A 12,357-nucleotide genomic window follows, 5' to 3' on the forward strand; every position below is an offset into this window, starting at 1 on the left:
GGTTGTGCTGCTGCCCTTTAAAATTGACATTTATATTTGAAACGAGAGGAAACATTAATGTCTAAGATCGTTAAAGTTCTAGGTCGTGAAATCATCGACTCACGTGGTAACCCAACTGTAGAAGCTGAAGTACACCTAGAAGGCGGTTTCGTAGGTATGGCGGCAGCTCCATCTGGCGCATCTACTGGTTCTCGCGAAGCTCTTGAGCTACGTGACGGTGACAAAGCACGTTTCCTAGGTAAAGGTGTTCTTAAAGCAGTTGAAGCTGTAAACGGCCCAATCGCTGAAGCTCTAGTTGGTAAAGACGCTAAAGACCAAGCTGCAATCGACGCAGTAATGATCGAACTAGACGGCACTGAAAACAAATCTAAATTCGGTGCTAACGCTATCCTAGCTGTTTCTCTAGCAAACGCTAAAGCTGCTGCTGCAGCGAAAGGCATGCCTCTATACGAGCACATCGCTGAACTAAACGGTACAGCTGGTCAGTTCTCTATGCCTCTACCAATGATGAACATCATCAACGGTGGTGAGCACGCAGACAACAACGTTGACATCCAAGAGTTCATGATCCAACCAGTTGGTGCTAAGACTCTTAAAGAAGGTCTACGTATCGGTGCAGAAGTATTCCACAACCTAGCTAAAGTTCTTAAGTCTAAAGGCTACAGCACTGCAGTTGGTGACGAAGGTGGTTTCGCTCCTAACCTTAAATCTAACGCTGAAGCTCTAGAAGTTATCGCAGAAGCTGTTGCAGCTGCTGGTTACGAACTAGGTAAAGACGTTACTCTAGCTATGGACTGTGCAGCATCTGAGTTCTTCGACAAAGAAGCTGGCATCTACAACATGAAAGGCGAAGGTAAAACTTTCACTTCTGAAGAGTTCAACCACTACCTAGCTGAGCTAGCTAACCAATTCCCAATCGTTTCTATCGAAGACGGTCTAGACGAGTCTGACTGGGATGGCTTCAAGCACCAAACTGAACTACTAGGTGACAAACTTCAACTAGTAGGTGACGACCTATTCGTTACTAACACTAAGATCCTTGCTGAAGGTATCGAGAAAGGCGTAGCTAACTCTATCCTTATCAAGTTCAACCAAATCGGTTCTCTAACTGAGACTCTAGCTGCAATCAAGATGGCTAAAGACGCAGGTTACACAGCAGTAATCTCTCACCGTTCTGGCGAAACTGAAGATGCAACTATCGCTGACCTAGCGGTAGGTACTGCTGCAGGTCAAATCAAAACTGGTTCTATGAGCCGTTCTGACCGTGTTGCTAAGTACAACCAACTAATCCGTATCGAGGAAGCTCTAGGTGAGCGCGCTCCTTTCAACGGTCTTAAAGAAGTTAAAGGTCAAGCTTAATTCTTAATTGAATAAGTTTAGCTAAATAGCTTTCTAGAAACGCTCCACTTCGGTGGAGCGTTTTTTATTTAAGAGCGATGAGCCGTTCTGGCCGTGTTGCTTGCCATACCTAAAGAAAGCAACCCATTTATCTGCATCGAGGAAGCTCTAGATGAGCACGCTCCTCCATGTTTCAAAGAAGCGGTCTTAAAGAAGTTCAAGCTTAGTTCTTCATTGGATTAACCGCTTAGATTGAAGCTTTGAAAATACCCTGATTTTGCGGGGTGTTTTTGTATCTATAGGCTTGTATTTCTTGGTCTTACTTTGGTGAGTGCTAAGAATAGCTTCATATGTCTTTGTTTCATTTTGCTGCTTATTTCTTGTAAGGAGCGTGTGAGTCTCCCTTTCTCCCCTAGAGGCGACCTCGCATTTATGCTATATATGTCACCTTATCTAATTCCTTCCGGTACAGAATGTTAGCAGCGATATGCGAATCTTTGTTATAGCCCTTACGCTACTGTTTGGCTTGCTTCAATACACTCTATGGTTTGGTAAAAACGGAGTGTCTGACTACTACACAGTAAAAGATGAAATTGAAGTTCAGCAACAAGTGAACAGCAAGCTACAAGCTCGCAATAATGAAATGTTTGCTGAGATTGATGACTTAAGGCAAGGTCTTGATGCGATTGAAGAACGTGCGCGTCATGAGCTTGGTTTAGTTAAAGATGGCGAGACTTTCTACCGCATTATAGGTGAGGAAAACCATTAAAATGTTGGATGTGAACTCATCGCATGTCGCAATTGTTCCTGCTGCCGGTGTCGGTAGTCGAATGAAGGCTGACCGCCCTAAGCAATATTTATTGATCGACGGAAAAGCGGTGCTGGAACACACTGTAGAAAAGTTGCTGTCGCACCCGCGAATTTCGAAAGTGGTTGTCGCCATTACCGAAGGTGACCCTTATTTTCCTGAGTTAACCATCGCGAACCATCCTGATGTAATTCAAGTCGCGGGTGGCAAAGAGCGCGCTGATTCCGTACTTTCAGGGCTAAACTATGTCAATGAACATCTGGAAAGCGAGTGGGTATTGGTCCACGACGCTGCAAGGCCATGTGTATTAACATCCGACATTGACCGTTTGATTGATGTTTGCTGCGCTCACCCAACGGGTGGCATCCTCGCATCTCCAGTGAGAGACACAATGAAGCGAGCAAACGTAGCACAAGATATCGGTCATACGGTAGAGAGAGAAGCATTGTGGCATGCATTAACTCCACAAATGTTTAAAACTCAACAACTGACTCGAGCACTGGCTGACGCATTAGAACAAGGCGTAGCCATCACGGATGAAGCATCGGCTTTAGAGTGGTTGGGCGAAACGCCTGCTTTAGTCCAGGGTAATGCGAATAACATAAAAATTACTCAGCCAGAAGATCTCGCGTTAGCCGAGTTTTATCTGAGCCGTGAGCGCGGCTAAAAAAGAAAGGATAAAAAATGATTCGAATTGGTCACGGTTTTGACGTGCATAAATTTGGTGGTGAAGGCCCGGTCATTATCGGTGGTGTTGTTATCCCTTACGAGCAGGGCTTAGTAGCCCACTCAGATGGTGATGTTGCTCTTCATGCTTTGACTGATGCGCTACTCGGGGCGATTGCTGCGGGTGATATTGGTCGTCACTTCCCGGATACCGACGATAAATGGAAAGGGGCTAATAGCCGCGAATTGTTGAAAGACGTTTATCGTCGTGTCAAAGAGCAAGGCTACCGCCTTGGTAATGCCGATGTCACCATCATGGCACAAGCACCTAAGATGGCCCCTCATATTGACGCGATGTGTGCGGCGATTGCGGAAGACCTAGAAACCGATATTAGTAACATTAACGTAAAAGCGACGACGACAGAGCGTCTCGGTTTTACTGGGCGCAAAGAAGGCATTGCAACGGAAGCCGTGGTGCTTCTGTTCAAGCAATAATTAACCAACTTGCTCCTTAATGCTGTGTAAACAGCGGAAAAACATCATGTCAGATATTTTATCTTCATTGGCTTATCTAACGGGTAAGCCTGTTGCATCGGCAAAAATCAAAGCGCAACCAGAACATTTTCAGGTTCGTGAGGATTTAGGTTTTGCCTTTACGGGCGAAGGCGAGCACCTAATGGTGCGTATTCGAAAAACTGGAGAAAATACCAGTTTTGTTGCGAATGAGTTGGCGAAAGCTTGTGGCGTAAAGTCGAAAGACGTTAGCTGGGCAGGCCTTAAAGACCGCCATGCTGTGACGGAACAGTGGCTGAGTGTCCATTTACCGAAAGGGGAAACTCCGGACTTCTCGGCATTCCTAGCTCAATATCCGAGTATTGAAATCTTAGCGACTGATCGACACAACAAAAAACTGCGTCCTGGAGACTTAATAGGGAACGAGTTTGTTGTCACTTTGTCTGAAGTGACTGACGTTGAAGATGTAGAGCAACGCCTTGAAAAAGTGAAACAAGTTGGTGTGCCAAACTACTTTGGTAGTCAGCGTTTTGGCAATGATGGCAACAACCTTGAAGAAGCACGTCGATGGGGACGCGAAAACGTTCGTACCCGTAATCAAAATAAGCGCAGCATGTATTTATCAGCGGCGCGTTCGTGGATCTTCAACCGTATCGTTTCTGCTCGTCTAGAAAGTGGTGTGTTTGATAAATTCATCGATGGTGATATTGCACAGACAAGTTCTGGCACTCAGTTGGTTGATGCAAGCAATATCGCAGATCTACAAGCACAATTTGCTGCAGGTGAAGTGGCAATTACCGCTGCGCTTGCTGGCGATAATGCACTGCCTACTCAAGCTGAGGCTTTGGCGTTAGAGCAACCGTTTTTAGACGAAGAGCCTGATCTCATGGCGCTGATTCGTGGTAATCGCATGCGCCACGACCGTCGCGATATTGCGCTGAAGCCACAAGATTTAGCTTGGACGGTTGAAGGTAACAACATTACGCTGACTTTCTCACTGGATGCGGGATCTTTTGCAACCTCTATCGTTCGTGAGTTAGTTAATGAGGTTGAAGTAGAAAGAGAATACTAATGGAACAGGATTCACTAAACGCGAAGCCCCTAAGAGTCTTAATCAGCAACGACGATGGCGTACATGCCCAAGGGATTCATGCACTTGCTGATGAGTTGCGAGATATCGCTGAAGTGACCATTGTCGCACCCGACCGAAATCGTTCAGGTGCTTCGAACTCACTGACACTAGAGCAACCATTACGCGTAACTGAAATTGCCCCAAATATCTATTCAGTGCAAGGAACGCCTACAGATTGTGTACATTTTGCGCTGAATGAGCTGATGAAAGATGATTTGCCCGATCTTGTTTTATCAGGCATCAACCACGGTGCAAATTTGGGTGATGATGTTCTTTACTCAGGAACGGTAGCTGCAGCAATGGAAGGGCATTTCCTTGGTGTTCAGTCGGTTGCTTTTTCGCTGGTGGGTAAGCGTCATTTCGAATCTGCCGCAAAAATTGCACGTCAAATTGTGCAACAGCATTTAGCGTCTCCGATTCCAACGAATCGGTTATTGAACGTAAACGTGCCTGACTTACCAGCAGAAAACCTGGGCGAAATCGAAGTCACGCGTTTAGGTGCGCGTCATCACGCAGAGAATATGATTAAGCAGAAAGATCCGAGAGGTCATGATATTTATTGGTTAGGGCCTCCAGGAAAAGAGCAAGATGCGGGTGAGGGCACCGACTTTTATGCGATTGAACATGGTCGAGTTTCAATGACGCCTCTGCAAGTTGATCTCACTGCTCATGAATCGCTGCGTGCAATGGATAGTTGGTTAAAGGAAGAGAAGTAATGAGTAACCCACATGCTGACAGGTTGATAGCGTTTCTTATCTCCAGTGGCATCAAAGACCAAAGAGTTCTGGATGCTATCCAACGCTTACCACGAGAAAGCTTTGTCTCTCAAGCGATGATGCACCAAGCCTACGATAACAATGCGTTACCGATTGGTCAGGGACAAACTATTTCTCAACCTTATATTGTTGCTCGTATGACCGAGTTACTCGAACTAGAGCCAACGAGTCACGTACTGGAAATCGGAACGGGTTCCGGTTATCAAACCGCAGTACTGGCGCAAATTGTTGAACATGTATACTCCGTTGAGCGAATTAAATCGTTGCAATGGGAAGCAAAACGCCGTCTGAAACAATTGGATATCTACAATGTTTCAACCAAGCATGCTGATGGGTGGCAAGGCTGGGAAGCTCGTGGTCCTTTCGATGCCATCATTGTTACCGCAGCCGCAGAAGTGATCCCCCAAGCACTTCTCGCACAATTAAAAGATGGCGGTAAGATGGTGATTCCTGTTGGAGATACGGAGCAACAGTTACTAAAAATTGAACGTAAGGGAGATGAATATCTCTCTACTGTTGTGGAAATGGTTCGATTTGTACCTCTGGTTGCGGGTGATTTAGCTTAAGGGTTAGGGATAGGTGAGTAAGTTATTACGTCATATTGGTATTAGCTTTGTGTTTGCTGCAGGACTAGTTGGTTGTGCAGCGCATTCTCCTGCACCTGTCTCTAGCTTAAAGAAAGACTATTCAAGCCTTGAAAGAGGAAGTTACAGAGGGAGTTATTATGAGGTAAAAAAAGGCGATACACTTTACTTCATAGCTTATGTCACAGATAAAGATGTAAATGATCTTGTCCGTTACAATGAGTTAACTCAGCCTTACACCATCTACCCTGGACAGAGGCTAAAACTTTGGGCTCCGAAATATGTCGCCCCTAAATATGGCCAAAAAGTTGAACCCGTTGTGGTTCCTGTTGTTACGACGCCACCAGCCCCAGTGACGAAAACATCAACAGCCTCTAAACCGAAAACTTCAAGTAAAAACTCTAGTCAAAAACCTACAGAGACCAAGCCTAAAGTCGTACAAAAACAGCCTCCAAAGAAGGTTGAACAATCGAAAACAAAGGAGTATGTTGGTTCAAAAGATAACCAAGAAGTGAAGCAAAAATCGCCAGTTACCACGGCGAAGAGTGATAAAGTTTCTAAGTGGTTGTGGCCAACAAAAGGGAGAGTAATCAAGAACTTTTCGGCGGGAGAACAGGGAAATAAAGGTATCGACATCGCAGGACAGCGTGGTCAACCTATCGTTTCAACCGCAGCCGGCACCGTTGTTTATTCAGGCAATGCGCTACGAGGTTATGGCAACTTAATTATAGTAAAGCATAACGACAATTATTTAAGCGCCTATGCACATAATGACAAACTGCTGGTATCAGAAGGACAAAGTGTAAAAAGCGGACAGAAAATCGCCACCATGGGTAGTTCCGGTGCTAAATCAGTCAAGCTACACTTTGAAATTCGCTATCAAGGTAAATCGGTGAATCCAAAACGCTATTTGCCTTAAAACTTTGAAAAACAACTTGCGACATCATTTAGCGACATATTGAGTTGTCATGTCTTGCTAACTCGCCAGGGGGAGGCGTTATGAGTATCAGCAACACAGTAACCAAAGTTGAAGAGTTTGCATTTGACAATGCGTCAGTGAAGACCATTGATAACGAACTCGAAAAATCATCATCCACAGAAAGCAAAACGGCTGCGCGTGAAGAATTTGACGCGAGCAGTAAAAGCTTAGACGCAACTCAGTTGTATCTAGGTGAAATTGGCTTCTCACCTCTACTTACTGCCGAAGAAGAAGTGCTTTATGCTCGACGAGCTCTGCGTGGCGACGAAGCGGCACGTAAACGTATGATCGAAAGTAACCTACGTTTGGTGGTCAAGATCTCTCGTCGATACAGTAATCGCGGCCTAGCACTACTCGATCTGATTGAAGAAGGTAACCTTGGTTTGATCCGTGCGGTCGAGAAGTTCGATCCAGAGCGTGGTTTCCGCTTCTCTACTTATGCGACCTGGTGGATCCGACAAACGATCGAACGTGCGTTGATGAACCAAACTCGTACGATCCGTCTACCTATTCATGTCGTGAAAGAGCTGAACATTTATCTGCGTACTGCGCGTGAACTTTCTCAGAAGCTCGATCACGAACCTACCGCAGAAGAAATTGCTGCTCAGTTAGATATTCCAGTCGAAGATGTAAGCAAAATGCTACGTCTCAATGAGCGTATCAGTTCTGTCGACACGCCAATCGGTGGTGCGGTGAAAAAGCGCTGTTGGATATTATTCCCGACGCAAACAACTCCGATCCAGAAGTCTCGACTCAAGATGACGATATCAAATCATCGCTGATTCATTGGTTAGAAGAGTTGAATCCAAAACAGAAAGAAGTACTTGCACGACGTTTTGGTCTTCTAGGCTATGAGCCTTCGACGCTTGAAGAAGTTGGTCGAGAGATTGGTTTGACACGTGAGCGTGTACGTCAAATCCAAGTAGAAGGTTTACGTCGTCTTCGTGAGGTTTTAATCAAGCAAGGTTTGAATATGGAAAACTTATTTAACGTCGAAGATGATTAAATAATCCGTACTTCAGTAGATATGCAAAAGGCTATGGTTATCCATAGCCTTTTTTCTTTTGTGCTCGCTTAAGTGAATCGATTTAAAGCATCTTCTTCAAACGATACAACTCTTCAAGTGCTTGGCGTGGAGTCAAATCATCAGGATCAATACCAGATAAGGCTTGTTCGATCTCGCTAGGTTCTGGAATTAGACTCAATTGGTTAGCCACATCTACTGCACTTGGACGTGGTGCGTCACTGTTTTGCCCTAGTTGCTCTAGCTGAGATAGTTTGTTACGCGCATTTTTGATGACCGTTTTTGGTACGCCGGCTAAGCCCGCAACAGCTAGGCCGTAAGACTTACTTGCCGCACCTTCTTGAACTGCGTGCATAAAGGCAATGCTGTCACCATGTTCTACGGCATCCAAGTGAACGTTCGCTAAGTTTGGCAGTTGGTTTGGCAACTCTGTCAATTCGAAGTAGTGAGTTGCAAATAGTGTCATCGCACCAATTTGCGTTGCGAGCCATTCCGCACTTGCCCAAGCTAAAGAGAGGCCATCGTAAGTACTGGTACCACGACCGATTTCATCCATTAGCACTAAACTGTTTTTAGTCGCATTATGCAGAATATTAGCGGTTTCCGTCATTTCTACCATGAAGGTTGAACGACCAGATGCAAGATCATCTGACGCGCCAATACGAGTAAATATACGATCTAAAGAACCAATTTGTGCAGATTCTGCAGGTACATAAGAGCCGATATGTGCCATCAATGCAATCAGCGCAGTTTGACGCATGTAGGTGGATTTACCACCCATGTTTGGACCGGTGATGATCAACATCTTACGAGCTGGGTTAAGCTCTATTGGGTTAGCAATGAACGGTTCTGTTGTTACTTGCTCTACGACTGGGTGACGACCCGCTTGAATGTGAATGCCAGCGTCTTTCACAAGCGTTGGTCGGCAGTAATCCAACGAATCTGCACGCTCTGCTAGGTTTTGTAGTACATCCAGTTGAGACAGAGCAGAAGCTAAATTCTGCAGCTTCTCCAGATTTGGCATCAATAGATCAAACAGTTCTTCCCACAGCTGTTTCTCAAGTGCTAACGCTTTAGATTTCGAATTAAGTACTTTGTCTTCGTGCTCTTTGAGCTCTGGGATGATATAGCGTTCGGCATTTTTGAGTGTTTGGCGACGCACATAGTGCGGTGGAACCAAATGGCTCTGGCCACGGCTCACTTGAATAAAGAAGCCATGTACGTTGTTGTAGCCGACTTTAAGCGTATCGATGCCGTGTCGTTCACGCTCATCTCGCTCAAGCTGCTCAAGGTATTCTGTTGCACCGTCTGCTAATTTGCGCCATTCATCGAGCTCGGCATTATAGCCTTCAGCGATCACACCACCATCACGAATAACAACCGGCGGATTTTCTTTAATTGCACGCTCTAACAGAGCACATACTTCGTCAATCGGAGCTGCGTATTGCGCCAGTTTTGCTAGATATGGATGGGTCAAAGAAGCGGTTACAGATTCTAGCTCTGGTAGCTGCTGCATGGCATTGCGAAGTCTAGCCATATCGCGAGGGCGAGCAGAGCGTAGTGCAAGGCGTGCTAAGATACGTTCAATATCACCAATTTGTTTTAACGTTGGTTGAAGATCGGCAAACAGCGCTTGTTCTTTAATCTCACCAATCGCATCAAGACGATTGTTTAACGTTTCAATGCAACGCATAGGCTGATGTAGCCAACGCTTCAGCATTCGGCTGCCCATCGGCGTCGCACAATGGTCGAGTACCGCAGCGAGTGTGTTATCGGTTCCACCTGCTAGATTTTGAGTAATTTCCAGGTTGCGTCGGGTAGCGGCATCAAGGATGACGGATTGGTCCTGATGATCAAACGTTAAAGAGCGAATATGAGGCAAAGCAGTGCGTTGCGTATCTTTCACATACTGGATCAAACAACCAGCAGCACATAACCCTAAGGACGCACGTTCTACGCCAAAACCAACCAGATCTTTAGTGCCAAACTGTTGATTGAGTTGTTGCTTAGCCGTATCAAGCTCAAATTCCCATACTGGGCGACGACGGTTACCGTTGCGGCTCGCCATTAAATGTACAGGTTCAAAATCTTCTGGGAATAGTAGCTCACGTGGTGCGGTACGCTGAAGCTCGGCTGTCATCGCTTCTTCGGTTTCTGGTTCTGTCAGTTGGAAGCGACCAGAAGTGACATCCAGCGTCGCATAACCGAACTTACCGTTGTGATGGTAAATGGCTGCGATTAAGTTATCGACACGCTCAGAAAGCAGTGCTTCATCCGTCACAGTACCTGGTGTCACGATACGCACAACTTTACGTTCTACCGGACCTTTGCTGGTGGCTGGATCACCAATTTGTTCGCAGATTGCGACTGATTCACCAAGCTGAACAAGTTTTGCTAGATAGCCTTCTACTGCGTGAAATGGCACTCCCGCCATAGGAATAGGCTCTCCAGCTGACGAACCGCGCTTAGTTAGCGAAATATCAAGCAGTTGGGACGCTCGCTTTGCATCATCGTAAAAGAGTTCGTAGAAATCGCCCATGCGGTAGAACAGCAAAATCTCAGGGTTCTCAGCTTTTAGCTTGAGGTATTGCTGCATCATCGGAGTGTGTTTTTGTTCAGCTTTCACAGGTAAGTTCTTTTGTTTATTTCCGTAGCGGCTTAGGATACGTGAATCCCTATCAAGTAAAAAGAGACAAAGGGCATTTTGGCTATGGAAAAAACAACAAAATTGAGCGCAGATTTAGGCGCATTATTGGCTAAACAAGGGCATGTTTTAACGACGGCAGAATCATGCACGGGTGGTGGTGTAGCAACCGCCATTACTGATATTGCAGGTAGCTCAGGTTGGTTAGATAGAGCTTTTGTCACTTACAGCAACGAAGCCAAAATGGAAATGCTGGGTGTGAGAGTGGAAACCTTAGAGCAACATGGTGCCGTGAGTGAGCCCGTTGTGATTGAAATGGTGCAAGGTGCGCTTCAACACTCGAATGCCACTATTGGGGTTTCCATCAGTGGTGTTGCTGGACCGGGAGGAGGCAGTGATGAAAAGCCGGTTGGAACCGTCTGCTTTGCTTTTGCGGATAAGCACGACTGGCTCTTTGTTGAGACCATGCATTTTTCTGGTTACAGGGCGGAAGTTCGTCAACAAGCGGTGATGCATGCATTGACTCGATTGCATCAACATTTAATTTAGAATTTCTTACACTGTCTTAGCCCAGAATTGATAAGGGTTAGAGCCAATCCTTAGAAGCAGTGAACTAAATTTTTTCTATACAGGTATAGACACTGTATGAATCAACAGTATAATAACTTTCATTGCTGAGCAGGTTAGCTGCTTAAGAAAAATGAATTACTATTCGTCGCCCAAAGAAGATGAATAAATCGGAGAAAGTAATGGACGAGAACAAACAGAAAGCGCTCGCCGCTGCGCTAGGTCAAATTGAAAAGCAATTCGGTAAAGGCTCTATCATGCGCCTTGGTGATAACCGAGCAATGGACGTAGAAACCATCTCAACAGGCTCTCTTTCTCTTGATATCGCTTTGGGTGCAGGTGGTCTGCCAATGGGTCGTATCGTAGAAGTCTACGGTCCAGAATCTTCAGGTAAAACAACACTAACGCTTGAGCTTATCGCTGCTGCGCAACGTGAAGGTAAAACTTGTGCGTTTATCGATGCAGAGCACGCTCTGGATCCTGTCTACGCGAAGAAACTTGGTGTTGATATCGATGCGCTCTTGGTTTCTCAGCCAGACACTGGTGAGCAAGCACTAGAGATTTGTGATGCACTAGCTCGCTCTGGCGCTATCGACGTAATGGTTGTTGACTCAGTTGCGGCGCTAACACCAAAAGCAGAAATTGAAGGCGAAATGGGCGACAGCCACATGGGTCTTCAAGCACGTATGCTTTCTCAAGCGATGCGTAAGCTAACAGGTAACCTAAAACAGTCTAACTGTATGTGTATCTTTATCAACCAAATCCGTATGAAGATTGGTGTGATGTTCGGTAACCCAGAAACGACCACGGGTGGTAACGCACTTAAATTCTACGCTTCTGTTCGTCTTGATATTCGTCGTACTGGCGCAATCAAAGAAGGTGACGAAGTCGTTGGTAACGAAACTCGCATCAAAGTGGTTAAGAACAAGATTGCTGCACCGTTTAAAGAAGCCAATACGCAAATCATGTACGGTCAAGGCTTTAACCGCGAAGGTGAGCTGGTAGATCTAGGTGTGAAGCACAAGCTGGTTGAAAAGGCTGGTGCTTGGTACAGCTACCAAGGCGATAAGATTGGTCAAGGTAAAGCGAACGCGTGCAACTACCTACGTGAGCATCCTGAAGTGGCTAAAACTATCGATACTAAATTGCGTGAAATGTTGTTAGCGCCAGCCCTTGCGGAAGCTCCTGAAGCAGGCGAGGCGCCTGAGCAAGCTGGAGAGTTTTAATCCCTTCACAGATTAAAAAGTGATAAAGCCCTGCAATGCGGGGCTTTGTTGTATCTATTGACATCAAAAATCGAATCATCACAAAGGCCATTGAGAGTCT

At 45.7% G+C, this 12,357-nt stretch carries 11 protein-coding genes and 1 pseudogene; 11 read left to right on the plus strand and 1 reads right to left on the minus strand.

The window, feature by feature from the left end; all coding sequences use genetic code 11:
• Window positions 1–57 precede the first annotated feature (57 nt).
• The 9 genes and pseudogenes from eno to rpoS all read left to right on the plus strand — a co-directional run bounded on the left by eno (window position 58) and on the right by rpoS (window position 7,802).
• The gene (gene eno, locus ACZ5ZC_RS19915; RefSeq protein WP_005383785.1) at window positions 58–1,359 is read left to right on the plus strand and encodes a phosphopyruvate hydratase; all 1,302 of its coding nucleotides are present in this window, start codon (window positions 58–60) and stop codon (window positions 1,357–1,359) included.
• A 466-nt stretch (window positions 1,360–1,825) separates the two neighbouring features.
• On the plus strand, window positions 1,826–2,107 hold the full coding sequence (ftsB, locus tag ACZ5ZC_RS19920; protein WP_005380907.1) for a cell division protein FtsB: 282 nt from the start codon (window positions 1,826–1,828) through the stop codon (window positions 2,105–2,107).
• 1 nt (window position 2,108) lies between these two features.
• Window positions 2,109–2,813 carry a 2-C-methyl-D-erythritol 4-phosphate cytidylyltransferase gene (gene ispD / locus ACZ5ZC_RS19925; protein WP_047008818.1) on the plus strand — a complete coding sequence of 235 codons (705 nt, stop codon included), beginning with the start codon at window positions 2,109–2,111 and terminating at the stop codon, window positions 2,811–2,813.
• 17 nt (window positions 2,814–2,830) lie between these two features.
• Window positions 2,831–3,307 carry a 2-C-methyl-D-erythritol 2,4-cyclodiphosphate synthase gene (ispF, locus tag ACZ5ZC_RS19930; RefSeq protein ID WP_253651598.1) on the plus strand — a complete coding sequence of 159 codons (477 nt, stop codon included), beginning with the start codon at window positions 2,831–2,833 and terminating at the stop codon, window positions 3,305–3,307.
• A gap of 46 nt (window positions 3,308–3,353) precedes the next feature.
• On the plus strand, window positions 3,354–4,397 hold the full coding sequence (gene truD, locus ACZ5ZC_RS19935; RefSeq protein WP_145532509.1) for a tRNA pseudouridine(13) synthase TruD: 1,044 nt from the start codon (window positions 3,354–3,356) through the stop codon (window positions 4,395–4,397).
• Window positions 4,397–5,173 (plus strand): 5'/3'-nucleotidase SurE, encoded by a 777-nt coding sequence (gene surE, locus ACZ5ZC_RS19940; RefSeq protein WP_005393882.1) that lies wholly within the window; start codon window positions 4,397–4,399, stop codon window positions 5,171–5,173. Before truD ends, surE begins: the two co-directional genes overlap by 1 nt.
• Window positions 5,173–5,799: a protein-L-isoaspartate(D-aspartate) O-methyltransferase gene (locus ACZ5ZC_RS19945; RefSeq protein ID WP_317387975.1), complete on the plus strand. Its 627-nt coding sequence runs from the start codon at window positions 5,173–5,175 to the stop codon at window positions 5,797–5,799. Before surE ends, ACZ5ZC_RS19945 begins: the two co-directional genes overlap by 1 nt.
• 13 nt (window positions 5,800–5,812) lie before the next feature.
• Window positions 5,813–6,736: a peptidoglycan DD-metalloendopeptidase family protein gene (locus ACZ5ZC_RS19950; RefSeq protein WP_464932216.1), complete on the plus strand. Its 924-nt coding sequence runs from the start codon at window positions 5,813–5,815 to the stop codon at window positions 6,734–6,736.
• Between the two features lie 80 nt (window positions 6,737–6,816).
• A pseudogene (rpoS, locus tag ACZ5ZC_RS19955) lies at window positions 6,817–7,802 on the plus strand (RNA polymerase sigma factor RpoS).
• Between the two features lie 82 nt (window positions 7,803–7,884).
• Here the strand turns inward: rpoS and mutS are convergent.
• Window positions 7,885–10,446: a DNA mismatch repair protein MutS gene (mutS, locus tag ACZ5ZC_RS19960; protein WP_464932217.1), complete on the minus strand. Its 2,562-nt coding sequence runs from the start codon at window positions 10,444–10,446 to the stop codon at window positions 7,885–7,887.
• A gap of 84 nt (window positions 10,447–10,530) precedes the next feature.
• On the opposite strand from mutS, the gene pncC reads away from it, so the two are divergent.
• Together pncC and recA are read left to right on the plus strand one after the other, a co-directional pair.
• Window positions 10,531–11,013, plus strand: a complete 483-nt coding sequence (gene pncC, locus ACZ5ZC_RS19965) for a nicotinamide-nucleotide amidase (protein WP_054868079.1) — start codon at window positions 10,531–10,533, stop codon at window positions 11,011–11,013.
• A 200-nt stretch (window positions 11,014–11,213) separates the two neighbouring features.
• Window positions 11,214–12,257, plus strand: a complete 1,044-nt coding sequence (gene recA, locus ACZ5ZC_RS19970) for a recombinase RecA (RefSeq protein WP_054868078.1) — start codon at window positions 11,214–11,216, stop codon at window positions 12,255–12,257.
• Window positions 12,258–12,357: the final 100 nt, after the last annotated feature.

Source organism: Vibrio sp. JCM 18905 (assembly GCF_055393305.1).

What these genes read in the sequence shown, in the direction of transcription:
- eno (WP_005383785.1), top strand. Translation starts at nt 58, where the DNA reads ATGTCTAAGATCGTTAAAGTTCTAGGTCGTGAAATCATCGACTCACGT.
- ftsB (WP_005380907.1), top strand. Translation starts at nt 1,826, where the DNA reads ATGCGAATCTTTGTTATAGCCCTTACGCTACTGTTTGGCTTGCTTCAA.
- ispD (WP_047008818.1), top strand. Translation starts at nt 2,109, where the DNA reads ATGTTGGATGTGAACTCATCGCATGTCGCAATTGTTCCTGCTGCCGGT.
- ispF (WP_253651598.1), top strand. Translation starts at nt 2,831, where the DNA reads ATGATTCGAATTGGTCACGGTTTTGACGTGCATAAATTTGGTGGTGAA.
- truD (WP_145532509.1), top strand. Translation starts at nt 3,354, where the DNA reads ATGTCAGATATTTTATCTTCATTGGCTTATCTAACGGGTAAGCCTGTT.
- surE (WP_005393882.1), top strand. Translation starts at nt 4,397, where the DNA reads ATGGAACAGGATTCACTAAACGCGAAGCCCCTAAGAGTCTTAATCAGC.
- ACZ5ZC_RS19945 (WP_317387975.1), top strand. Translation starts at nt 5,173, where the DNA reads ATGAGTAACCCACATGCTGACAGGTTGATAGCGTTTCTTATCTCCAGT.
- pncC (WP_054868079.1), top strand. Translation starts at nt 10,531, where the DNA reads ATGGAAAAAACAACAAAATTGAGCGCAGATTTAGGCGCATTATTGGCT.
- recA (WP_054868078.1), top strand. Translation starts at nt 11,214, where the DNA reads ATGGACGAGAACAAACAGAAAGCGCTCGCCGCTGCGCTAGGTCAAATT.